At 65.8% G+C, this 21,194-nt stretch carries 22 protein-coding genes and 1 pseudogene; 9 read left to right on the top strand and 14 right to left on the bottom strand.

The window, feature by feature from the left end:
- Positions 1-103 precede the first annotated feature (103 nt).
- The 6 genes from AC5RUM_RS01485 to AC5RUM_RS01460 form a co-directional block, all read right to left on the bottom strand.
- Complete coding sequence (locus AC5RUM_RS01485) at positions 104-307, bottom strand: cold-shock protein (RefSeq protein ID WP_013599688.1); 204 nt, start codon at positions 305-307, stop codon at positions 104-106.
- A gap of 214 nt (positions 308-521) precedes the next feature.
- Positions 522-1,565, bottom strand: coding sequence for a carbohydrate kinase family protein (locus tag AC5RUM_RS01480; protein WP_494033271.1), 1,044 nt, complete (start codon positions 1,563-1,565; stop codon positions 522-524).
- A gap of 69 nt (positions 1,566-1,634) precedes the next feature.
- Positions 1,635-2,693: an NAD(P)-dependent alcohol dehydrogenase gene (locus AC5RUM_RS01475; protein WP_494033270.1), complete on the bottom strand. Its 1,059-nt coding sequence runs from the start codon at positions 2,691-2,693 to the stop codon at positions 1,635-1,637.
- A gap of 40 nt (positions 2,694-2,733) precedes the next feature.
- Positions 2,734-3,678 carry a carbohydrate ABC transporter permease gene (locus AC5RUM_RS01470; RefSeq protein ID WP_494033269.1) on the bottom strand — a complete coding sequence of 315 codons (945 nt, stop codon included), beginning with the start codon at positions 3,676-3,678 and terminating at the stop codon, positions 2,734-2,736.
- The gene (locus tag AC5RUM_RS01465; RefSeq protein ID WP_494033268.1) at positions 3,675-4,646 is read right to left on the bottom strand and encodes a carbohydrate ABC transporter permease; all 972 of its coding nucleotides are present in this window, start codon (positions 4,644-4,646) and stop codon (positions 3,675-3,677) included. The genes AC5RUM_RS01470 and AC5RUM_RS01465 overlap by 4 nt, the downstream gene beginning before the upstream one ends.
- Positions 4,647-4,708: 62 nt before the next feature.
- Entirely contained in the window at positions 4,709-6,058 is a 1,350-nt protein-coding gene (locus AC5RUM_RS01460; RefSeq protein WP_494033267.1) for an ABC transporter substrate-binding protein, read from the bottom strand.
- Positions 6,059-6,335: 277 nt separating this feature from the next.
- On the opposite strand from AC5RUM_RS01460, the gene AC5RUM_RS01455 reads away from it, so the two are divergent.
- Positions 6,336-7,262, top strand: a complete 927-nt coding sequence (locus AC5RUM_RS01455) for an AraC family transcriptional regulator (RefSeq protein WP_494033266.1) — start codon at positions 6,336-6,338, stop codon at positions 7,260-7,262.
- Between the two features lie 4 nt (positions 7,263-7,266).
- On the opposite strand, the gene AC5RUM_RS01450 is transcribed toward AC5RUM_RS01455, so the two are convergent.
- The 3 genes from AC5RUM_RS01450 to AC5RUM_RS01440 all read right to left on the bottom strand — a co-directional run bounded on the left by AC5RUM_RS01450 (position 7,267) and on the right by AC5RUM_RS01440 (position 10,221).
- Complete coding sequence (locus tag AC5RUM_RS01450; RefSeq protein WP_494033265.1) at positions 7,267-8,322, bottom strand: zinc-dependent alcohol dehydrogenase family protein; 1,056 nt, start codon at positions 8,320-8,322, stop codon at positions 7,267-7,269.
- Positions 8,323-8,395: 73 nt separating this feature from the next.
- Entirely contained in the window at positions 8,396-9,022 is a 627-nt protein-coding gene (locus tag AC5RUM_RS01445) for a response regulator (protein WP_494033264.1), read from the bottom strand.
- Complete coding sequence (locus AC5RUM_RS01440) at positions 9,019-10,221, bottom strand: sensor histidine kinase (protein ID WP_494033263.1); 1,203 nt, start codon at positions 10,219-10,221, stop codon at positions 9,019-9,021. Before AC5RUM_RS01440 ends, AC5RUM_RS01445 begins: the two co-directional genes overlap by 4 nt.
- A 198-nt stretch (positions 10,222-10,419) precedes the next feature.
- Here AC5RUM_RS01440 and AC5RUM_RS01435 point away from each other — a divergent pair, with 198 nt between their 5' ends.
- The gene (locus AC5RUM_RS01435) at positions 10,420-11,013 is read left to right on the top strand and encodes a GlcG/HbpS family heme-binding protein (protein ID WP_494033262.1); all 594 of its coding nucleotides are present in this window, start codon (positions 10,420-10,422) and stop codon (positions 11,011-11,013) included.
- Positions 11,014-11,018: 5 nt separating this feature from the next.
- On the opposite strand, the gene AC5RUM_RS01430 is transcribed toward AC5RUM_RS01435, so the two are convergent.
- A complete protein-coding gene (locus AC5RUM_RS01430) occupies positions 11,019-11,279 on the bottom strand; it encodes a hypothetical protein (protein WP_494033261.1) in 261 nt (86 codons plus the stop codon).
- 58 nt (positions 11,280-11,337) lie between these two features.
- Between AC5RUM_RS01430 and AC5RUM_RS01425 the strand changes: the two genes are divergently transcribed.
- Entirely contained in the window at positions 11,338-11,880 is a 543-nt protein-coding gene (locus AC5RUM_RS01425) for an ankyrin repeat domain-containing protein (RefSeq protein ID WP_494033260.1), read from the top strand.
- Between the two features lie 134 nt (positions 11,881-12,014).
- Here the strand turns inward: AC5RUM_RS01425 and AC5RUM_RS01420 are convergent.
- The 3 genes and pseudogenes from AC5RUM_RS01420 to AC5RUM_RS01410 form a co-directional block, all read right to left on the bottom strand.
- Positions 12,015-13,179, bottom strand: a pseudogene (locus tag AC5RUM_RS01420) (acetyl-CoA acetyltransferase).
- Positions 13,176-13,883 (bottom strand): CoA transferase subunit B, encoded by a 708-nt coding sequence (locus AC5RUM_RS01415; RefSeq protein ID WP_494033259.1) that lies wholly within the window; start codon positions 13,881-13,883, stop codon positions 13,176-13,178. The pseudogene AC5RUM_RS01420 and the gene AC5RUM_RS01415 overlap by 4 nt, the downstream one beginning before the upstream one ends.
- A 61-nt stretch (positions 13,884-13,944) precedes the next feature.
- A complete protein-coding gene (locus tag AC5RUM_RS01410; RefSeq protein ID WP_494033258.1) occupies positions 13,945-14,661 on the bottom strand; it encodes a CoA transferase subunit A in 717 nt (238 codons plus the stop codon).
- Between the two features lie 182 nt (positions 14,662-14,843).
- Here AC5RUM_RS01410 and AC5RUM_RS01405 point away from each other — a divergent pair, with 182 nt between their 5' ends.
- Complete coding sequence (locus tag AC5RUM_RS01405) at positions 14,844-15,617, top strand: IclR family transcriptional regulator (RefSeq protein WP_494033257.1); 774 nt, start codon at positions 14,844-14,846, stop codon at positions 15,615-15,617.
- Positions 15,618-15,710: 93 nt separating this feature from the next.
- A complete protein-coding gene (locus AC5RUM_RS01400) occupies positions 15,711-16,613 on the top strand; it encodes an NADP-dependent oxidoreductase (RefSeq protein WP_494033256.1) in 903 nt (300 codons plus the stop codon).
- A gap of 62 nt (positions 16,614-16,675) precedes the next feature.
- Here the strand turns inward: AC5RUM_RS01400 and nadE are convergent, their stop codons facing one another.
- Positions 16,676-17,530 (bottom strand): NAD(+) synthase, encoded by an 855-nt coding sequence (gene nadE / locus AC5RUM_RS01395; RefSeq protein WP_494033255.1) that lies wholly within the window; start codon positions 17,528-17,530, stop codon positions 16,676-16,678.
- Positions 17,531-17,720: 190 nt separating this feature from the next.
- On the opposite strand from nadE, the gene AC5RUM_RS01390 reads away from it, so the two are divergent.
- The 4 genes from AC5RUM_RS01390 (at position 17,721) to AC5RUM_RS01375 (ending at position 21,172) form a co-directional block, all read left to right on the top strand.
- Positions 17,721-18,968: an FAD-dependent oxidoreductase gene (locus AC5RUM_RS01390; RefSeq protein WP_494033254.1), complete on the top strand. Its 1,248-nt coding sequence runs from the start codon at positions 17,721-17,723 to the stop codon at positions 18,966-18,968.
- Positions 18,969-19,054: 86 nt separating this feature from the next.
- Positions 19,055-19,639: an orotate phosphoribosyltransferase gene (pyrE, locus tag AC5RUM_RS01385; protein WP_494033253.1), complete on the top strand. Its 585-nt coding sequence runs from the start codon at positions 19,055-19,057 to the stop codon at positions 19,637-19,639.
- Between the two features lie 85 nt (positions 19,640-19,724).
- Positions 19,725-20,504, top strand: a complete 780-nt coding sequence (locus AC5RUM_RS01380) for a GAF and ANTAR domain-containing protein (protein WP_494033252.1) — start codon at positions 19,725-19,727, stop codon at positions 20,502-20,504.
- Between the two features lie 80 nt (positions 20,505-20,584).
- Entirely contained in the window at positions 20,585-21,172 is a 588-nt protein-coding gene (locus tag AC5RUM_RS01375) for a hypothetical protein (RefSeq protein WP_494033251.1), read from the top strand.
- Positions 21,173-21,194: the final 22 nt, after the last annotated feature.

Below are 21,194 nucleotides of genomic sequence, written 5' to 3'. Positions count from 1 at the left end.
GCTTAGGGGCGGCCAGGACCAAAGGCGCCGGGACCAAAAGCGCCAGGAGACAGAAACTGCCCGGGATGTGCTTGCCAGCACGTCCCGGGCAGTTTCTTCAAACCTACAGCGGGCGAATGTTCTCAGCCTGCGGGCCCTTGGGGCCCTGGGTCACGTCGAATTCGACTTTCTGGTTTTCATCCAGGGAGCGGTAGCCGCTGCTGGCAATTGCCGAATAGTGCGCGAATACATCTGCCGATCCGTCATCCGGAGCGATGAATCCGAAGCCCTTTTCGGCGTTGAACCATTTAACTGTGCCTGTTGCCATGTGCTGCTACTTCCTTTGTAACCCTTATTTCTGGTCCTGCTCCAACGGCAGGCAGATGCGGAGAATGTTTTCCGCTATCTCAAACCTATGGGCAGCACGCGGGCCGTGCAATAGCTGGAGTCATCAACTGTCCCTTCTGCAACGCCTGATGACGGCATTAACGGCCTCCATTAACGGAGTGTTCGGCCATTGTTTTTCTGTGGGATGTCCTAAATCAGCTCTTACGGGCGGCGGCTAACTCCAGGTCCGCCAGCCGGGGAGGGTTTGCCCCTGGCCGCGAGCAGGTGATGGCCGCGGCCCTGTTCGCGTAGGCGGCCAGGCCGTGCAGTTCATCCGGTGAGAGTTCCTGCAGGCGTGGCCTGCCGGCCGCCCCGAGTGCGTCCATCTGCGCCAGCCCGGAGATCAGGGCTGCCATGAAGGAGTCTCCTGCCCCTACGGTGTCTGCCACTGTGATGGCCTCGCCCGGCATCTCCACGCGTCCCTGCCGGGTCAGGATGACCGGTCCCCGGGCGCCGCGGGTCAGGGCCACCAGTGATGGTCCGAGTTCCAGCCAGGCGGCCATGGAGTCCTCCGGCGTCCTGTCGGGGTAAAGCCACCGGAGGTCCTCATCGCTGGCTTTGACGATGTCGCTGGCGGCCACGAAATCTTCGGCCTGTTCCCTCGCCGCTGCCGAGTCCGGGCTGATGGCGGGCCGGCAATTGGGGTCAAAGCTGACGGTGGCATGCGGGCGTGCTGCCTCGATCAGCCCCCGGACGGAGTTGTTGCCCGGGGGCAGCAGCGTTGCGATGGATCCGGTGTGCACATGGAGTGAATTCTCCGCCACCGCCAGGGCAGGAATGGAGGCCCCGTTGATGTCCCAGCTGATTGAGAACGTGTAGTGCGCGGCTCCGGCGGCATCCAGGGACGCCACGGCAGTTGAGGTCGGCAGGGAGCCGCCGACAATGGCGTCGACACCGTTGCTGTCCAGGTGGTCGGCGATCATCTGCCCGTAGGCATCCTCGGCAAAATGGGTGACGAGCTTGGTCCGGAGGTCCAGACGGGCGCAGCCGACGGCGACGTTGAGCGGGCTGCCGCCCGGGTGCGCCTCGGGCGCGGTGTTTCCGCGCGTTGTTGGTCCCCGCCCCGGGGCGTCGATGATGTCAACGAGTGACTCGCCGATGACGGTGATGAAGGCCCCGTCGTCGATCAAAGCTCCGTCGTCGATTAGGGTCCCGTCGTCAGGGATGTCTGCTTGCGTACCGTTCTCGTGTAATGGCATGGCTGCTTCCTTGCAGGTCGATGGTGAACGTTGTACCTGTTGAGCGGCGCGGTGGTGCCGTTTGCCGGCTTATCGGCCGGGGTAAACGACGGCCTTGAGCTGCCCTGGTTGCTTGCCGGCTTTCAGTGCGTCCTCTGATTGGGCCAGGGTGAACTTGCCGGTGACCAGGATGTCCAGGTCCACTTTTCCGTCGGCGATGAGTTGGATCGCCAGAGGCCAGGTGTTGGTGTACCTGAACACTCCGGAGAGCCAGATCTCACGGTTCTGGATGAACGAAACGGGGAGTTCGACGTCGTCCGCCCCGAGCCCTACCAGGATGACCCGCCCCGCCGGTCCGACGGCCCTGATGCCGGAGCGGACGGCCTGCGCGGCGCCGGAGGCGTCGATGAAGGCGTCGACGTCCAGCCCTTCCACGCTGTCAGTCCTGGCGTTGAGTGCGTGGGTCGCGCCGTGTGCCAGGGCGAAGGCAAGGCGGTCCTCGGCGATGTCCGTGATGTAGATTTCGGTGGCACCGAAGGCGCGGGCCGCCTGGGCCGCGATGATCCCGATGGGGCCGGCGCCGGCGATGAGCACGCGGCTGCCGGGTCTGATTGCGGCGCGTTCGCAGGCCCACAGCCCGACGGAGAGCGGTTCGATGAGCGCGGCTGCCTCGTCGCTGACGCTGTCCGGGATGTCATAGGCGAAGTCGCTTTGGATGGTCACGTATTCGGCGAAGGCACCGTCAATCGGCGGGGTGGCGTAAAACTCAATGTCGGGGCAGAGGTTGTAGCGCCCGGCCTTGCACTGCTTGCACGTGCGGCACGGCCGCTGGGGCTCGACGGCGACCCGCTTGCCCACGCGCTCAGGGTCAACGGCGCTTCCGACGGCGGCGATGCGGCCGGAGAGTTCGTGGCCGAGGACCAGCGGGTGGTCCACCACGTAGTCGCCGATGCGCCCGTGTTCGTAGTAGTGGACGTCGCTGCCGCAGACACCGACGGCGGCGACCTGCACGAGGACCTGGTCGGGCTCGAGTTGCGGGACGGACAGGGTTTCCAGCACCATGTCGCCCTGGCGTTTCAGGATGGAGGCGCGCATGGTGGCCGGTACTTCCGCCCCAAGTGCGGGGGACTGTGCGGTGGGTGTTGTCATCTTGAAGCAATCCTCTGGAAGTCGGAGTTGAGGTGGCTGGCTACTTCACGGCGCCGAGGGAGAGGCCCTGGACCAGCTTGTCCTGGGCGGCGAAGCCCGCGAAGAGCACCGGAAGGGAGATCACGACGGCGGCCGCGCAGACCTTGGCCAGGAACAGGCCCTGGCTGGAGACGAAGCCGGTGAGGAAGACGGGGGCGGTTCCGGCCATGACGCCGGTGAGGACGCGGGCGAGGAGGAGTTCGTTCCAGCTGAAGATGAAGCAGATCAGGGCGGTGGCGGCGATGCCGGGCATGGCAACCGGGGCGATGATCTTGCGGAGCGTCAGGAGCAGGCTGGCGCCGTCGATCTGTGAAGCCTCCAGCATTTCGACCGGCACTTCCGCGAGGAACGAGCGCATCATCCAGACCGCGATGGGCAGGTTCATGGAGGTGTACATGAGGATCAGGAACCAAATGTTGTCCAGGGCGCCGGCGGTCTTGGCGAAGAGGAACAGCGGCAGGACCGCAGCGACCACCGGCATCATCTTGGTGGAGAGGAAGAAGAACATGACGTCTGTCCACTTCTTCACGGGCCGGATGGACAGCGCATAGGCGGCCGGAATGGCCAGAACCAGCACCAGGACGGTGGAGAGGACCGAGGCGGTCGCGGAGTTGATCAGCGGCGGCCACGGGCTGACCCCGGAGCTGGCGCCGAAGAATTCCTTGTAGGCGTCCAGGGTCAGGTTCGCGGCGACGGAGGGCGGATTGGTGGCAGCGTCCGTCTCGGAGTGGAAGGAGGTCAGGATCATCCACAGGACCGGGGCGGCGAAGAGCAAGGCCAGCAGCCAGGCCGCGACGCCGGCGGCGGTGTTGTTCCGGGTGGGGTCCATGCGCGACTTGCCACCGAATTTACCGAAGCGGCGGCGGGTTCCGGTGTTCAGGGCGGCGGGCGATGTGGAACGGGCATGGCCCGACTTGCGGGGCGCGGCAGGGGTGAGTGTGCTCATCGTGCTGCCTCCTTCTTGAAGAGCGAGAAAACGGTGCGGAGGGCGAAGGTCGCCACGATGATGGTGCCGACGACCACCACGACGCCGGCGGCGGAGGCCAGGCCATATTCGTTGGCGAAGTAGAACGTCTGGTAAATGGCGTAGGGCAGGTTGGCCGTGCCCAGGCCGCCGGAGGTGAGGGTGAAGACGGCGTCGAAGTTCTGCACGATGTAGATCGCTCCGAGCAGGCCTCCGAGTTCCAGGTACTGGCGAAGGTGCGGCAGGGTCAGGTGCCGGAAGATGGCCCAGGACGTGGCGCCGTCCATCTGGGCTGCTTCGACGGTGTCCATGGGGCGGGACTGCAGTCCCGCGAGCAGGATGAGCATCATGAACGGCGTCCACTGCCAGACCAGGGACACGATCACGGCCATCAAAGGCGCCTGGGAGAGCAGGTCCGGCTGGGGCGGGGTGTCGCTGCCGAACAGCGACCAGATCCAGGTCAGGGTGCCATTGATCAGCCCGTACGTGGGGTTCAGCAGGGCGTGCTTCCAGATCAGGGCCGCGGCGACCGGGACCACGAGGAACGGTGCGATGAGCAGGGTCCGGGCCAGTCCGCGGCCGATAAACTTCTTGTCCAGCAGCAGGGCCAGTCCGAGCCCGATGACCAGGCTGGCCAGGACCACGGAGACGGTCAGGACGATGGTGGTGAAGATGGCCTGGCGCAGGTCGGCGTTGGTGAGGACCTGGATGTAGTTGTCGAAGCCGGCGAAACCGGTCTGGTCCGGGCGGAGGCTGTTCCAGTTCAGGAACGAGATGATCAGGGTCACCACGAACGGAAGCTGGGTAACGATGATGAGGAAGATCAGGGCCGGCAGCAGCGGCGCACGCCGTGCCCAGGCCAGTGCGCGTTCACGCGCCCTGGCATCTTTGGAAGGTTTGGAGGCGCTGTGCCCGGGGGTGGGGACGGCGCGCGCTGGTGCGGTAGTCATGATGTTCTCCTGCGCTGCTGCGGCCCGCCCTCAGGAGGGCCACAGCAGCGGTTGGTGGGTTGTTACTTCTTGTACTTGTCGCCGATTTTTTGTGCGGCGTCCTGGCCCTTCGCCAGCGCATCGGCTACTGAGCCCTGGCCGGCGATCGCTGCGCTGACGCCCTGGGAGACCGTGGTGCCAAGGTCGGCGAACTCGGGGATGCCGACAAACTGGATGCCCACGACCGGGCGTTCCTGCACACCGGGGTTCTTCGGGTCGGCGTTTTCAATGGCGGAGCGTTCTGCCTTGAAGAACGGGGCGGCCTTCTGGAACTCGGCGTTCTCATAGGTGGAGATACGTTTGCCGGAGGGGACCTTGGCCCAGCCGAGCTTCGAGGCCACGAGCTCTTCGTACTTCTTTGAGCTGGCCCAGGCGATGAACTTGCCGGCAGCGTCCTGCTTCTTGGAGGCAGCCTGCACGCCCCAGGACCAGGTCCACAGCCACCCGGACGAATCCGTCTTCTTCACCGGTGCCTGGGCGTAGCCGATCTTTCCTTTCACCGGGGAGGCGTCGGCTTCCAAAGCACCTGCTGCTGAGGTGGCGTCGTACCACATGGCCACCTTGCTCTGGCTCATGTTGTTCAGGCACTCGGTGAAGCCGGCCTGCGCTGCACCTGCCTCGCCGTGCTTGCGGACCAGGTCCACGTAAAACTCAGTGGCTTCTTTGAACTCGGGGGCGTTGACCTGGGCGTTCCAGTCCTTGTCGAACCAGGTCCCGCCGAAGGTATTCACCACGGTGGTCAGCGGGGCAAAGACCTGGCCCCAGCCGGGCTGGCCGCGCAGGCAGATGCCCTTCATGCCCGGCGCGGCGCCGTCAGCCTTCGCGGCAAGGTCAGCGACCTGGTCCCAGGTGGGCTTCTCCGGCATGGTCAGGCCCTTGGCCTCGAAGATGTCCTTGCGGTACATCAGAAAGGAGGACTCCCCGTAGAACGGTTCGCCGTAGAGCTTGCCGTCCTTGCCGGTCAACGACGCGGTGTAGGCGGGCAGGATATCTGCCTGGTTGAACTCGGCGTCCTTGGCCACATTGTCCAAGGGGGCCAGCCACTTGTTCTCCGAGTAGAAGGGGATTTCGTAGTTGGACAGGGACGCCACGTCGTACTGGCCGGCCTGGCTGGAGAATTCCTGGCTGATCTTGGCCCGGACGTCGTTTTCCGGCAGGACCGTGTAATTGACCTTGATGCCGGTGTCTTTGGTGAAGTTGTCTGCGGTCAGCCTCTGCAGGTCTTCCATCTGCGGGTTATTCACCATCAGGACATTGATGCTGTTCTGGTCACCGGCGGCCGTGCCGCCGCCGGCTCCGGAGCAGGCTGAGGCAGAAAGTGCGATGCACAGGGCGCCGGCGGCCAGTGAGGCAGCGCGCATTTTTGGGCGCATTGAGGACTCCTTTGTTCTTCAGGGGGTGCACAGCCGCCGCACTTCGACTGCTTCATCGAAGTACCGGACTGGGGGAGAGGCTAAGGTCGTGAATCCGACGGGCCCCGCTTGTGTTCCTCAACATTAGGCCTGAGGCGTGGGGCACAACTAGCGCCGTGGTTGCCAACTTCTGATACAAATTTGCCATGTCGCTGTGAGGAGAGGGGCGCTAATGTTGGGGAAGGCACCCGACCGTGCCCCGTATCCCACACACCCATCAAATGCCTGGAGAATCAGAATGAGCGCGACGGATCCGAGCAACGGCGCATCTGCCAGGCTCGCCGAAAGGCTGCTGGGCATGCGCGCCAACCGCGAAGTTATTCCGGACGACCCGAACAGTTCGGTCCGGTGGCACGAGCACGACTATCCCAGCCCGCTGGCACGCTGGAACTACCATCCCGAGTACGAGATCCACCTGATCCGGAAAGGCAGCGGAAAGTTCATCGTCGGAGACCACATCGGCACGTTCGAGGCCGGACATGTCTCCCTCATCGGTTCCGGGCTGCCGCACGACTGGGTCAGCGACCTGGAGCCCGGAGAAGTCCTGGAGCGGCGCGATGCCGTGATCCAGTTCGACGGAAAGTGGATCCGGAAGGCAGCCTCCGTCGTTCCGGAAATGGTCGAGATCCAGCCACTGCTGGAACACTCCGCACGAGGGATCGAGTTCCTGGGGCCTTCAGCCCGGGCCGCGGCCGCAGCGATCGAGGCCATGGGCGCATCCGAGGGATTGGAGCGGCTTCACCACCTCCTGGAGCTCTTCGCGATTCTTGCGCGGGCGCCCCAGGACGAGCGGCGCTACCTCGCCGAAGAATGGTTCCGGCCGCAACTGGACGGCCAGGCCGCGGCAGTGGTGGACATCGTCCTCGAATACGTCTTCAATAACCATGCGGGCAGCGTAAAGATGTCCGAGGCCGCAGCCTTGGTGGGCATGTCCGAACCCACCTTCTCGAAATATTTCAAGCGGTCCACCGGACAGAATTTCAGTGACCTTGTCCGCAAGCTGCGGCTGGCGCATGCCCGGCGGCTCCTGGAACGCAGCGACATGGCGATTTCCACTATTTGCTATGAGGTGGGCTTCTCGAATCTGTCCAACTTCAACCGGCAATTCCTGAACGAAACCGGAGCCACGCCGCGTGAGTACAGGGCGCGGGCGGTTCCCGCGTAGCGGCTCAGGGCCTCAGCAGTACCTTGATCGCTCGCCGCTCGTCCATGGCCTTGTACGCCTCAGGGGCCTCCTCGAGCGACATTTCGACGTCGAACACCCGGCCGGGATTGATCCTGCCCGCGAGCACGTCCGCCAGCAGTTCCGGGATGTAGGTCCGGGCGGGAGCCATGCCGCCTGACACCGTGATGTTCTTGTCGAACAGGTAGCGCAGCGGGATTTCCGCGCCGCCGGTCGGAACGCCCACGAATCCCAAAGCGCCGCCGGGGCGTACGGAGTGCAGGGCCTGTTCCATGGACTCCTTGGTCCCCACGCACTCCAAGACCGAATCGGCAAGCACGCCGCCGAGCAGTTCACGGACTTTCGCCACGCCCTCGTCCCCGCGTTCGTCCACGATGTCCGTTGCGCCGAACTCCCGGGCGATTGCCTGCCGGTCGGCGTGGCGGGACATGGCAATGATCCGCCCGGCTCCCAGCCGCTTCGCTGCCAGCACCCCGCAGAGTCCCACGGCGCCGTCGCCCACCACCACAACGGTCCGGCCGGGCGCGACCCGGGCGCTGAGCGCGGCGTGGTGGCCGGTGGCCATCACATCGGACAGGGTGAGGAGATTCTTGCGCAGCGCCTCGTCCGGTTCCCCGACGCCGGGAACTTTGACGAGTGTGGACTCAGCCAGCGGCACACGCACGGCCTGGCCCTGGCCGCCGTCGATCCTGTGGCCCGCATCGTCTTTGCCGCCCCAGCCCGCGAGCCGGTCGCAGGCCACGGTCACGCCGTTGCGGCACTGCGGACACGCGCCGCAGCTCACCACGAACGGCGCGATGACGAAATCGCCTTCCCTGAGCACCCCCACGTCAGCGCCAACGCTCTCCACGACGCCGATGAACTCATGTCCAATTGCGGAGGGCCTGCGGATCGGCTTCACGCCCCGGTACGGCCACAGGTCCGAGCCGCACACGCACGCCGCGGTCACCTTGACCACCGCATCCGTGGGCAGGTGGACGGCCGGGTAGTCCCGGTCCTCCACCCTGATGTCTCCGGGGCCGTGGATGATGGTGGCGCGCATGGCTGCTCCTGTCGTGGCGGGGTTGGTCCGGCGTGCGAAGTAGTCTAGCCGCACGTCTCCCTGGTCGGGGGTCCTAGCGCATTCCTTCGCGCCGGATCGCCGTGGCGATGGCGGCTGCCCTCGTTTCCACTCCAAGCTTGGCGTAGATGTGGGCGAGGTGGGTCTTCACCGTGGCTTCTGAAATGAAGAGCCGCTGTCCAAGCTCCCGATTGCTGAGCCCCTCAATAAGGAGGCTCAGCAGCTCGGCTTCGCGCGGCGTCAGGACTTCGTCCGGATTGCGCAGCTGCTGGAAAAGCCGCGAGGCCACGGGAGCGCTCATCACGCTCTTCCCTTGGACCGCGCCACGGATGGCAGCGAAGATTTCCTCCGGCGCGGCGTCCTTCAGCAGATAGCCCATGGCGCCGGCATCCACAGCCCGGACGATGTCGGCGTCCGAATCGTAGGTGGTGAACACGAGCACGGCCTGCCGCCGGTTACGCTCGCGGATTCTCCGGATGGCTTCGATGCCGTCCATGCCGGCGCCCATGGCCAGGTCCATCACCACCACGCCGGGGGAGTGCTGCTCCACCTGTGCCAGGGCTTCCTCGCCTGACGCCGCCTCCGCGACCACATCGATGTCCGGCTGGGTTCCCAACAGGGCCTTGAGTCCGCTCCGCACCACGAGATGATCGTCCACGAGGAGCACGGTGATGGCCTTCATGCGTCCTCACCTGTAGGCAATTGTGCAGCCACGATGGTCCCTTCGCCCGGGGTGCTTTCCACCGAGAATACGCCGCCCAGCTGTTCCACCCGCTGCCGCATGGCCCGCAGCCCGTAGCCTCCGGCGCCCGACGGCGGTGGTACCGCTGCGGGATCAAAGCCGGCACCGTCGTCGTAAATGTCCAGCGTGACGGCCGCCGGAAGGAAACCGAGCGTCAGGGTGGCGTTCGTGGCTGACGCATGGAGCTTGATGTTCGACGCCGCGCTTTGGACCACGCGCAGCAGAGCGTGCCGGACGTCCGCCGGAACAGGGCGGGGTTCGCCCGTGACGAGCAGCCGCACCCCGGGGACGTACTGGATGGCCGCCTGCCGGAGCGCCTCGGGGAGCGGGGATGCTTCCAGCCCCGGCGACGCCAGCTCGTGGACCAGGCTGCGGGTCTCGGCCAGGTTCCGCCGCAGCAGCTCGCCGGCCTGCTGCAGGTCCTGCCGGGCCGACGCGCCCGGCCAGTTGCGGTTCGCCGCTTCGAGCAGCAACAGGCTGCTGGCCAAGCCCTGCGTAACGGTGTCGTGGATCTCCCGAGACACCCGCTCGCGCTCGGCTATTGCCCCGGCCCGGCGCTCGCTGGCAGCCAGCTGCCCCTGGGCGAGCGAAACTTCCGCATGCAGGCGGCGCTGCTCGGCGGCGTCGTGCTCTATCCGGTCATAGATCAGCGTCAGCATGACGCCGACGGCGAGGGGGCCGAGCAGCATGGCGAGGTCAGTTCCGTTGCTGAGCCGGAACAGCCCGACGGCGGTGGCAGCCGCCGTTGCTCCCGCCGCAATGTAGGCGACTGCCCCCGTAAACGCCGTGCGGCAGAGGAAGAACAACGCAAACGAACACCAGGCGAAGCTGGGCGCGGCGATGACCAGCACGGCCCAGAGCCCCACGAGGGCGAACATCCAGACGGCCCAGGGGCGCCGGCGCTGCGCGAGCACCGCGATGACGGCGTAGAGCATGCAGGCGGTCACAGCCAGGCCGAGGACCAGGAGGTTGTCGGCAGGGCTGTGGCGCATCACGTAGCGGACCACCGACGCCACCATCAGCACCGCAAAGCCAGCGTGCACCGCGGCGTCGATCCGGCCCAGGCGGGCCGGAACTCCGGACGAGTGCGCATTTTCGGGGGAGACGGCTGGGGCAGGGACTGCGGCTCGGGTAGGCATGGGGGTCCGGTTCCGGTGGAGGGATTGCTACCCACCATGCTATTGCCCGCGCCGTTGCTGGTCTCTCAGACTTTTGGCTGATACCGCTGGCCTTACGGCGGAGCCAGGCGCCTCCGAAGGCCCGATGTGGGTACCCGTGGCCGCGGGCACGATGGAAGGACACGATTCCGCTGCCCTTCATTTCCCTAGGAGACCCCCATGAAGAAGTCCAACAAGGTTTTTTCCGCCGCCGCTGCCGGAGCGCTCGTCCTCACCGCCGGAGCAACCGTCGCCGCCAATGCCGGAACCGCGTCTCCCGCTGTGCCTGCGGCTGTGCCTGCAGCGGCGCCCGCCGCTGTGCCCGCGGCTGACATCCCGTCCTCACCCGAAAACGTGGTGTCGCAGAGCCGTATCAGCGTCGGCGCGTCGGCCAAGGCCGTGGGTGCAGCGCTGGCCAAATGCCAGGCGGACAAGCTGCCCTTCGTGACGGTGGCCCTCGTGGACCGGTTCGGCACGGTGCAGGCACTCCTCCGGGGCGACAACGCCGCCGAGCACACCATCGAATCCGCCAAGCGCAAGGCCTACACCGCAGCCGCCTTCGGAACGCCGACGAGTGAGCTGGCCAAGCGCGTCACGGGGAACGGCCCCAGCATCGCAGACCTTCCCGGCACGCTGTTCCTGCCCGGCGGCGTCCCGCTCAAGGTCAACGGTGTGTCTGTTGCCGGGATCGGCGTGGGCGGCGCTCCCGACGGCAAACTCGATGAAGCCTGTGCGGACGCAGGTGCCGCTGCCATTGCCGGCGCCGCTGAGTAGGCTCTTTACATGGCCTGGTTCAGGAATTCCGGGGTCAGGACGTCTGTCAGGCGGTCTGTCAGGCCGTCGCGAATGGCAGTGACGGCTGCCGTGGGGGTGGCCGTGGCGGCACTCGTTGGATGCAGCCCAGGCAACGCGGGCGGCAGCCCCTCGGACAGCGCCGCCTCGCACAGTCCCGCGTCCGGCACTGCGGCGTCTGACAGTCCGGCGTCCGGCACTGCGGCGTCTGACAGTCCGGCGTCCGGCGCGGGGATCCCGTCCGCCACGGGTTCCGCCGCCTCCCCGCAGGCGACAAAGCCCGGCCCGCCAAAGGAACAGCCAGCCGTGCCGAAACCGGCGGACTCCTCGCGTCCAGCCCTGTCCCCGGAAGCCCAGGCGGAACTCGACCAGCGGCTGATCCTTGCTGCCAAGGCCAATAACGTTCCCCTGGTCAAGGAGCTGATCCAGGCCGGCGGCAACGTCAACGCCAAGGACGCCATCCAGGATTCAGCGTTCCTCTACGCCGGCGCCGAGGGGTTCAACGACGTACTGCGCCTGACCATCGCCAACGGGGCCGACGTGAAAAGCACCAACCGCTTCGGCGGGACGGCCCTCATTCCGGCCAGCGAACACGGCCATGTCGAGACGGTGCGGATCCTCATTGCCGCCGGCGTTCCGGTCGACCATGTGAACAATCTCGGCTGGACCGCCTTGCAGGAGGCCATTCTCCTCAATAATGGCGGTCCGGGGCAGCAGGAAGTGGTCCGGCTGCTCCTGGCCGCCGGAGCCGACCCCACCATCCGTGATCCCCAGGGCCGCACGGCCTTGGACAACGCGGAGCGGCTGGGCTTCGCCGAAATCGCCCGGTTGATCCGGGCCAGGGGCTGACTATCTGCTCGGGTGTGCTGAACTGGCCCGGTTTCGGCTGATGAACCTGCGGCGATGCGCCTGCCCGGCGGGGCAGGCGCATCAAAACCGGGCTGGTTCGGCCGGGCTCGTTCCACAAATGGCGTCGGAAGGGGCTAGACGGCCTCCAGCACGCTGACGTAGTTGGCGATGCCCACGCCTCCCATGTTCTGGACAGCGGCGCGGCGGGGGTTGGCCAGTTGCATGTCCCCGGCCGTCCCCGTCAGCTGCATGGCGGCAATGACGTGCTGTGAAACGCCGGTGGCGCCGACGGGGTGGCCTTTGGCTTTGAGGCCACCCGAGACGTTAATGGGCAGCTTGCCGTCCTTGAACACCCAGCCTTGCTCGATTGCCCGTGTACCCTGGCCGGGTTCGGTCAGGCCCATGGCCTCGTACATCAGGAGTTCGGCGATGGTGAAGCAGTCGTGGACTTCGGCGAAGTCCAGCTCTTCGAGCCCGACGCCGGCCATCGCCAGGGCGCGCTGCCAGGACGCCCGGGTCGCGGCGTTCTGCCGGGAAGAAGTCGTTGGCATGGCCGAAGCCGGCGAGCCGGACCGGGGCGGTGGCGGCTGCCGCTGGCGATGTGGAGAGCACCACGGCGGCAGCACCGTCGGAGACGGGGGAGCAGTCGGTGCGGCGCAGCGGATCGGCCACCAGCGGGTTCTTGTCCGAGACCGTCCTGCAAAACTCCTCGCCGAGGTCCTTGCGCAGCTGGGCGTACGGGTTGTCCACGCCGTTGCGGTGGTTCTTCGCGGCGATGGTTCCGAGGACATCGGATACCGGACCGTAGCGCTTCTCGTAGTGCTTGGCGACGTCGGCGAAAAGTCCGGTGAAGCCGGTGGTGGAAGCCTGGCCGGCCATGTCGTAGTCCGCTCCGAGGAGGGCCGCGCCCACCACGTCGGCCCCGGCATGGGTCATCTTCTCGGCACCGATCACCAGGACAGTCTTGGCCGTGCCGGCCAGGATCGACTTGGCGCCCTGCTGGAAGGCTGCCGACCCGGAGGCGCAGGCATTCTCCACCCGGGTGGACGGCACGTTGGCCAGCTGCTCCGAAACCTGCAGGGCCAGCGAGGACGGGAAGGCCAGCGGCATCATGCCGGAGTTGAACTGGCCGAGGTAGATTTCGTCGATCTGGGCGGGATCGATGCCGGCATTGGCGATGGCCTCGGTGGCGACCTGGACGATCAGCGACTCGAGCGTTTCGTCCGTGAGTTTGCCGAAACGGGTGTGGCCCCAGCCGGTGAGCAGGACGTCCTTGCCGAACTGATCTTTCAGGCTCATGCTGTGGCTCCTTCCAGTGATTCTTCCTGTACGGGTGCTGCTTCAAGGGAGACAGAGAACGAGGCCTCGGTCTTCTCCCGGATCTCCTCCACGGTGACCCCCGGCGCGAGGCGGGTGAGCGTGAGCCGCCGGCCGCCGTCGCCTGTTTCCTGTTCGTTCCTTACAAGATCAAAGACCGCGAGGTCACTGATGATCCGATCCACCACGCCGAGTCCGGTGAGGGGAAGACTGCACTCCTTGACGATCTTGGCGGTGCCGTCCTTGGCATTGTGCTCCGTGAGCACCACCACGCGCGGCGTCCCGGCCACGAGATCCATGGCGCCTCCCATGCCCTTCACCATCTTGCCCGGGATGGTCCAGTTGGCCAGATCACCGTCGCCCGAGACCTGCATGGCGCCCAGGATGGCCACCTTCACGTGCCCGCCGCGGATCATGCCGAAGGAGGTGGCAGAGTCGAAAATGCTGCCCCCGGGCAGGACTGTGACGGTCTGCTTTCCGGCGTTGATGAGGTCGGCGTCCTCCTCGCCCTCGTAGGGGAACGGGCCCATGCCGAGCAGACCGTTTTCGCTTTGCAGGATCACGCGGACGCCATGCGGCAGGTTGTTCGCCACAAGTGTGGGAATGCCGATGCCGAGGTTGACGTAGTCGCCGTCGTTCAGTTCTTCGGCCGCGATCGCGGCCATCTCATCCCTGGTCCAGGCCATGGGGTTCTCCTTGGGTCTCAAATTCGCGGGGCTTAAGTGTTGGTTCGCGAGGCGGTGGAGCTTAGACGGGGAGCGGCTCGACGCGCGGGCGGACGGTGCGCTGCTCGATGTCCTTCGTGCGGTTGCTGGCCTGCACGAGGTGCTGGACGTAGACACCGGGAGTCACGATGTGGTTCGGGTCCAGTGCGCCCGGCTCCACGATCACCTCGGCCTCCGCAACGGTCACCGCACCGGCAGTGGCCGCTACCGGGTTGAAATTCCTGGCCGTGTAGCGGTAGATCAGGTTGCCGTCGGTGTCGGCTGTGTGGGCGTGGACCAGGGCGACGTCGGCCCGGATGGCCCGCTCCTGGACGTACGTTTCGCCGTCGAACTCCGCGAGCGGCTTGCCCTCGGCAACCAGGGTGCCCACGCCGGTCTTGGTGTAGAACGCAGGGATCCCGGCGCCGCCGGCGCGCAGGCGCTCGGCGAGCGTGCCCTGCGGAGTGAACTCCACCTCAAGCAAGCCCGCAAGGTATTGCTCCGCGAAGAGTTTGTTTTCGCCCACGTAGGATGCGATCACTTTCCGGACCTGGCCCGCCTCGATCAGAATGCCGAGGCCCTTGCCGTCCACGCCCATGTTGTTCGAGACCACAGTCAGGTCACGGACAGCCGAATCCCGCACGGCTTCGATGAGGTCCGCGGGGATGCCGCTCAGGCCAAAGCCTCCGACGGCGAGCGTCATGCCGTCCCGCAGGACACCGTGCAGGGCCTCGGCAGCACCGGGTTTCAGTTTGGACATGGCATCTCCTCGTTGAGTTGGTCATGACGGGTATCCACTTTGTGGACTCGACCCCAGATGTCCTGAGCGTAGGGGCGGTCCTGAGGGGCTGTCAAGGCGTTCTCCCACCCCCTATATGGCGGTTCTTACACTGTGGACTGTATGCTTTCAAGCGTCCACAATATGGATGAATAGGGAGATATATGAACCAGATGCCGGTCCAGGGGGCCCAGGTGGTGAGCCGTATCGCGGGGCTCTTGCGCATTGTTGGCCGCAAGCCGGAGGGGACTCCGCTGGTGGAGCTGGTGCGGGAGTCCGGACTGACGCGGCCCACGGTTCACCGGCTGCTGACCTCCCTGGCCGCGGAAGGGCTGCTGGACCATGAGGCAAGGACTGGCAACTGGGTCCTCGGCCCGGAGGTCCTGCTGCTCGGATCGGTGGCGTCAGCCCGGTTCCCGCTCGAGGACATCGCCCGGCCGAGCCTGCGCCGACTGGCCGAACAGACGGGTGAGAGCGCATTCTTCTCCATCCGCCGCGCGGACGAGACGGTCTGCCTGCTCCGCGAGGAGGGCAGCTTCCCCGTCCGGTCGTTCGTGCTCCACGAGGGTGTTCGGTTCCCTCTCGGTGTGGCGTCGGCTGGCACCGCGATCCTGGCCTTCCTGCCCGAGCGCGAACAGGAGCAGATTTTGGCAAACTGGCCCGGCCATGCCGGCACATTTGCGGAGGGACACACGGAATCGGTGGTCCGCGCCAACGTGAAGCGGACCAGGGAGACGGGCTACTCCGTGAATCCCGGACTTGTACTGGAAGGCAGCTGGGGCATGGGCGCTGCCGTGTTCGATCAGGCCGGCCGGCCGGCGTGGGCTTTGTCCCTGACCGGAATCGAGCCGCGCTTCCGCGAAGACCGGCAGGAGTTCCTGGGCAGGCTCCTCATGGAGGAGGCGCACCGGATCAGCGTCCAGCTGGGCGCTCCTTAGGCGTGTCACCAGCCGCCGCAGGCTGTTGAGATCACCGGATTCCTGCACCTACTCTTGCAGTAAAGTGCCGGACAACTCCAAGGAGCCAGGACCATGAGCACCAGGATCTACTTTGAGGAATACGGCAGTCCGCAGGTGCTCACCGTCGGAACGGAAGAGCTGCCGGATCCCGCCGAGGGGCAGGTCCGGGTGGAATTCCGGGCCGTCGGCGTCAATCCCATGGACTGGAAAATCGTGGCCGGTCACGTAAAACAGTGGGTTCCACTCGAGTTCCCGGCAGTTCCTGGTTCTGAGGCTGCCGGCGTGGTCACCCAGGTGGGACCGGCCTTCGAAGGCTTCGCCGTGGGCGATGAAGTCATCTGGAACGGCACCGTTGGCGGCTACCGCACCGAAGCCCTGGTTTCCGCGGACGCACTGACTCCCCTGCCGGTGGGCGTCGACTTCGAACAGGCGGCCTGCATCCCGGTGGCCGGCGGGGCGGCCTATTCGGCCCTCAAGCAACTCGAGGTGGGCGAAGGGGACACCATCCTCATCCACGGGGCGGCGGGCGGTGTCGGATCAGCCGCAGTGCAGATCGCCCAGGCCTTCGGGGCTGCGGTGATCGGCACGGCGTCCGAACCGAACCACGAGTACCTCACCGACCTGGGCGCGCTGCCCGTTATGTACGGCGCCGGGCTGGTCGAGCGGGTCAGGGCGCAGGGCAAGGTTACGGCGGTGTTCGATACGGTGGGCACCGAAGAATCCGTCGCGGCCACGCTGGATTTGCTTCAGGATCGGAGCCGGGCGGTGACCACGGTTCCCGGCGAATCCTCGGAGACGGCGGGAATTGCGAAACTCAGGCTACTCGACGGCCGCGTTGCGGACGTCGCAACCCTAGCGGCCGAAGGCCAGGTCACCTTCACCATTTCGCACCGGATGCCGCTGATCGAAGCGCCTGATGCGCTGGAAATCAGCCGAACCGGCCACGGGCGCGGAAAGATTGTGCTGCTGCCCTAGCTGGATCGGTACTGTCCGGAGCCCTGACCGGGGCTCAGGGCGTTCCGCTCAGGGCCTTCCGCTCAGAGCCCTACCCGTGGCTCCTCCGGACCCTCGTGCTTCCACCAGGTGTCAAAGATAGAGACCGGGACGGTGCGCTTGTGCCGGGTCCGCATGTACTTTTCCTCGATCAACGCGGCTGCGTCTTCGGGGATGTCGCGGCCTTCGAGGTAGTCGTCGATCTGGTCGTAGCTGATGCCGAGCTCGTCCTCGTCTGTGCGGCCAGGCTTGCCGTCCAGAAGGTCGGCAGTGGGGACCTTCTCCCAGATCCGGGCAGGGGCGCCGAGTTCGGCAAGGAGTGCGCGGTTCTGGCGCTTGTTCAGGCCGAAGAGCGGGAGGATGTCCGCGCCGCCGTCGCCGTATTTCGTGAAAAAGCCCGTCACGGACTCGGCGCCGTGGTCCGTGCCGATCACGAGGTAGTTGTGCTCGCCGGCCAGGGCATACTGGGCGATCATGCGCGTGCGGGCCTTCGTGTTGCCCTTGTGGAAGTCGGAGATTCCGTTGCCCACAGTCTTTTCGAACTCGTCCTCGAAGCCGTCCACGGCCGCCGAGATGTTGAACGTCCATTCGGTCTTGGCCTTGATGAAGTCCAGGGCGGCCTGGGCGTCGTCTTCGTCGTGCTGCACACCGTAGGGAAGCCGGATGGCGACGAAATTGGCGTCCACACCTTCGGCTTCCAGCTCCTCGACTGCCAGCTGTGCGAGGCGTCCGGCCAGGGAGGAGTCAAGGCCTCCGGAAATGCCCAGGACAAAACCCCTGGTGCCCGTTGCCTTGAGGTACTCCTTGAGGAAGGTGACGCGCTTGCGCACCTCCTCGGCGGGGTCGATCCGGGGCTGTACGCCCATTTCTTTGATGATCTTGGCCTGGAGTTCGCGCATGTGCCCAGCCTAGCCAGCCGCATCCGCAACGCTCAACTGTGTTCCGGCGACTGTGTTCCGGCCTCGCGACTCGCAAATGGACGGGCGCTGCGGGAATTCCCGTAGCGCCCGTCCATTTGCGCGTCCCTGGGCCGTTTCCGCAGCGAAATACCTATCCTGTGCCGCCGCCGTCGGGCGTAGCGTGGGGTGCATGGAGCGAACAGGGTGCGTAGTTGCTGGCGGCGGTCCTGCCGGCATGATGCTGGGCCTGCTGCTGGCGAGGGCAGGCGTCGAGGTCACGGTCCTTGAAAAACATGGCGATTTTCTCCGCGATTTCCGCGGCGACACGGTCCACGCGGCCACCATCCGGCTCATAGACGAACTCGGCCTCGGCGGCGCCTTCCGCGAACTGCCACAGAGCCGGCTGCGCAACGTCGCCTTCCCGGTGCCGGGCGTCGGCCTGGTGACCCTGGGCGATTTTGCCTCCCTGCACCCGCCGTATAACTACATCGCCATGATGCCGCAGTGGGACTTCCTGAATTTCCTTGCGCGTGCCGCTGAGGAGGAGCCGAGCTTCACGCTGCTGATGGAACACACGGCCACCTCCCTGATGTACGACGGCGGCCGGGTCACCGGTGTCCGCTACCGGACCAGTTCCGGCATCGAGGGCGCGATCCGCGCCGACCTGGTGGTGGCCACGGACGGGCGAAATTCCGCCCTCCGCAAGGCCGCCGGCCTGGTACCCAAGGAATTCCCGGTGCCGTTCGACACCTGGTGGTTCCAGCTTCCGCGCCACCCCTTCGAGGAGGGTGAAATTGCGGGAATCGTTCCCGCATTCAAAGGCAGGGAGGCCATGATTGCGCTGTTCCGGGACGACTACTACCAGATGGGGTACATGGGGCCCAAGGGGGCGGACGCCCGCATCCGGAGCGAAGGGGTGGAACGGTTCAGGGAACGCGTCGCCGCACTGAGGCCGGACCTGGCGGACCGCGTGGATGCCATCCGTTCATTGGATGACGTCCACTGGCTTGACGTGCGCCTCAATCGGCTGCGGCGCTGGTATGTGGACGGCATGCTCTGCATCGGCGATGCGGCCCATGCGATGTCTCCGGCCGGGGGAGTCGGAATCAACCTTGCCATCCAGGACGCGGTTGCGGCCGCGGCACGGCTCGCGCCTAGCCTTCTGCGGGGTCATGTCAGCCTGCAGGACCTTAAAGCGGTGCAACGCCGGCGATGGATGCCCACTGTCGTTGTCCAGACAGTCCAGCGGATCATGCACCGCGCTGTCTTTGTGCCGCTGTTCACGGGCCGGAGGGCCGGTGCCCCCGCTTTCCCGCTCTTCGTGGTTCAGCACGTTCCGGCAGCCCGTAAGATCATGCCGCGCATGATTGCCTTTGGACCGCGGCCCGAGCATGCACCAGGGTTTGCCTGCCGGCAGGAACCGCGGGCGGTGCCATAGTTCGGTGCCGTAGGCAGTGCCATGGCGCCTCTGCACAAGCCGGAGGCGGCGCCTTCACAATCCGCTGAGCCACTAAACTGGACCCCATGACTGCCACCAGTGTTCCTGCAGCAGATGCTGCTGCTGCCCGTGCCCGCCTGCTTGAACTGATCAAGGAACTCGCCGTTGTACGCGGCAAGGTCACCCTCTCCAGCGGGGCGGAGGCCGATTACTACATCGACCTGCGGCGGATCACCCTCCACCACGAGGCCTCCAAACTCGTTGGGCAGGTCATGCTTTCACTGACGGACGACGCCGGGATCGACTTTGAGTGCGCCGGTGGACTGACCATGGGTGCGGATCCGGTCGGCACGGCTGTGATGCACGCCGCCGCCGACGCCGGCCGCACCGTTGACGCCTTTGTGGTCCGCAAGGCGCAGAAGTCCTACGGCATGGGCCGCCAGGTCGAGGGCCCTTCGGTCGAGGGCCGCAAGGTCCTGATCCTTGAGGACACGTCCACCACCGGTGGCTCTGCACTGACCGCCGTCGAGGGTGTTCGGAAGGCCGGCGGCAACGTGGTGGCCGTTGCCGTGATCGTGGATCGCGACACCGGGGCCAAGGAAAAGATCGAGGCCGAGACTGGCGTTCCCTACCTGTTCGCCTTCGGCAAGGACGAACTCGGCCTGAGTTGAGCGGCCGCCCTTGTGGACGGCACTCCCAGGGTGACCTAGTATTTGCGTACCCGCATCAGATTTCCACCCCTGGAGTACCTTCGCCATGCGCACGCCCGATTCCACCCAGAGCAGTAGTCCCCGTGCACTGACCAGCGCTGAGCAGATCCAGAATCTCATCTTGGACAGCGCGGACTTTGAGGCCTTCCTGAACGAGCTTGCGCGCTACTCCGCGCACCAGGTGGCGGGTGACGGTGACGATGCCCTGTGCGGCATAACGCTGCTCCGCGACCGCAAGGCGGCCACCATTGGCTGGAGCAGCGAGTCCGCCCGGGAAGTGGATCAAATCCAGTACTCGCTGTCCCAGGGACCGTGCCTCACCGCGGCCGAGGAAGAGCGGGAGGTCCATGTGCCGGATCTCTTGGAGGAAAACCGGTGGGGTCCGGACTATGCCAATGCTGTGGCATCCCATGGACTGCGCTCCGTGCTTTCTTTGCCGTTCCATCTGCAGGGTGATGCCAAGGCGGCACTGAATCTGTATTCCGACGCGCCGCACAAATTCAATGAGGTAGCCGCGGCACGCGCCCGCGGCTACACCCGTGAAATCTCGCAGGCCCTGCGCCTGGCCGTCAGGTTTTCCCTTCACACGGACACTGCCACCAACTTGCGCGCCACGCTTGAATCCCGGACGGTCATCGACATCGCCGTCGGCATCGTCATGGCCCAAAACCGGTGCAGCCAGGAAACGGCCGTGCGCATCCTGACCGATGCATCGAGCAACAGCAACATCAAGCTTCGCGACATCGCGGCGTCGCTGGTGAACTCAGTGGGCGGCTCCGAGGCGCACACGCATTTCCAAGAGCCCGGGCAGGTGCACGCAGGCTAACTGCTTGTGCGCAGGGCCTGCCCGGGATACGCTGGCCAAGGTTGAGCCGTCGGCCATAGACACCCATTCTTGGAGTACCTATGGACAACCAGCTTAATTCCCGGCTTGACATCGACCGCTCCGCCAGCGCCGTCAGGATCGACATCCGCGGCAGCCTCACCCAGGCATCCCGGCCTGATCTCCTGCGCGAAATTCAATGTGTCCGGGCCAGGGGCATCACCTTCCCAATAACCGTGGACCTGTCCTGTGCCGCGTTCGTGGAATCCTCCGCCCTCGCAGGCCTGCGCGTAGATTTGAACGCCCAGGCCATGAACGCCCAGGACAAAAATGCACAGGACCCCGGCTTGCAGGATGTGTTTGCCGCCGCTGCAGGAGTGTCGCTGGTGCTCATGGCAGGCAGCGGGCAGGGTGCAGCGGAAGGGGGAAGCCCCACAGCGATGCCGAATCCGTCGCAGCCCGTTGTTGTTCCGGCACCCTTCAGCCTGCGCCCGCTGTCCAGCTACTCCTCGGCGGATCTGCTCGCGGCAAGCGACTCGATTTTTGAATTGCTGGACGATCCCTCGGGCCGCTGCGGGAATGAACTGCTGGCACAGTACGACGCCATTGGCGAGGAGCTCGCCCGGCGTGAACTCTTCGAAGCAACGGGGAAGCAGGCCGCGGGCTGCTGAGTCCGCGGCAGGCCGCCAGGTA

Source organism: Arthrobacter sp. B2060 (assembly GCF_059090445.1).
This window is presented reverse-complemented; position numbering and strand designations above follow the sequence as displayed.

What these genes read in the sequence shown, in the direction of transcription:
- AC5RUM_RS01485 (WP_013599688.1), bottom strand. Translation starts at nt 307, where the DNA reads ATGGCAACAGGCACAGTTAAATGGTTCAACGCCGAAAAGGGCTTCGGA.
- AC5RUM_RS01480 (WP_494033271.1), bottom strand. Translation starts at nt 1,565, where the DNA reads ATGCCATTACACGAGAACGGTACGCAAGCAGACATCCCTGACGACGGG.
- AC5RUM_RS01475 (WP_494033270.1), bottom strand. Translation starts at nt 2,693, where the DNA reads ATGACAACACCCACCGCACAGTCCCCCGCACTTGGGGCGGAAGTACCG.
- AC5RUM_RS01470 (WP_494033269.1), bottom strand. Translation starts at nt 3,678, where the DNA reads ATGAGCACACTCACCCCTGCCGCGCCCCGCAAGTCGGGCCATGCCCGT.
- AC5RUM_RS01465 (WP_494033268.1), bottom strand. Translation starts at nt 4,646, where the DNA reads ATGACTACCGCACCAGCGCGCGCCGTCCCCACCCCCGGGCACAGCGCC.
- AC5RUM_RS01460 (WP_494033267.1), bottom strand. Translation starts at nt 6,058, where the DNA reads ATGCGCCCAAAAATGCGCGCTGCCTCACTGGCCGCCGGCGCCCTGTGC.
- AC5RUM_RS01455 (WP_494033266.1), top strand. Translation starts at nt 6,336, where the DNA reads ATGAGCGCGACGGATCCGAGCAACGGCGCATCTGCCAGGCTCGCCGAA.
- AC5RUM_RS01450 (WP_494033265.1), bottom strand. Translation starts at nt 8,322, where the DNA reads ATGCGCGCCACCATCATCCACGGCCCCGGAGACATCAGGGTGGAGGAC.
- AC5RUM_RS01445 (WP_494033264.1), bottom strand. Translation starts at nt 9,022, where the DNA reads ATGAAGGCCATCACCGTGCTCCTCGTGGACGATCATCTCGTGGTGCGG.
- AC5RUM_RS01440 (WP_494033263.1), bottom strand. Translation starts at nt 10,221, where the DNA reads ATGCCTACCCGAGCCGCAGTCCCTGCCCCAGCCGTCTCCCCCGAAAAT.
- AC5RUM_RS01435 (WP_494033262.1), top strand. Translation starts at nt 10,420, where the DNA reads ATGAAGAAGTCCAACAAGGTTTTTTCCGCCGCCGCTGCCGGAGCGCTC.
- AC5RUM_RS01415 (WP_494033259.1), bottom strand. Translation starts at nt 13,883, where the DNA reads ATGGCCTGGACCAGGGATGAGATGGCCGCGATCGCGGCCGAAGAACTG.
- AC5RUM_RS01410 (WP_494033258.1), bottom strand. Translation starts at nt 14,661, where the DNA reads ATGTCCAAACTGAAACCCGGTGCTGCCGAGGCCCTGCACGGTGTCCTG.
- AC5RUM_RS01405 (WP_494033257.1), top strand. Translation starts at nt 14,844, where the DNA reads ATGAACCAGATGCCGGTCCAGGGGGCCCAGGTGGTGAGCCGTATCGCG.
- AC5RUM_RS01400 (WP_494033256.1), top strand. Translation starts at nt 15,711, where the DNA reads ATGAGCACCAGGATCTACTTTGAGGAATACGGCAGTCCGCAGGTGCTC.
- nadE (WP_494033255.1), bottom strand. Translation starts at nt 17,530, where the DNA reads ATGCGCGAACTCCAGGCCAAGATCATCAAAGAAATGGGCGTACAGCCC.
- AC5RUM_RS01390 (WP_494033254.1), top strand. Translation starts at nt 17,721, where the DNA reads ATGGAGCGAACAGGGTGCGTAGTTGCTGGCGGCGGTCCTGCCGGCATG.
- pyrE (WP_494033253.1), top strand. Translation starts at nt 19,055, where the DNA reads ATGACTGCCACCAGTGTTCCTGCAGCAGATGCTGCTGCTGCCCGTGCC.
- AC5RUM_RS01380 (WP_494033252.1), top strand. Translation starts at nt 19,725, where the DNA reads ATGCGCACGCCCGATTCCACCCAGAGCAGTAGTCCCCGTGCACTGACC.
- AC5RUM_RS01375 (WP_494033251.1), top strand. Translation starts at nt 20,585, where the DNA reads ATGGACAACCAGCTTAATTCCCGGCTTGACATCGACCGCTCCGCCAGC.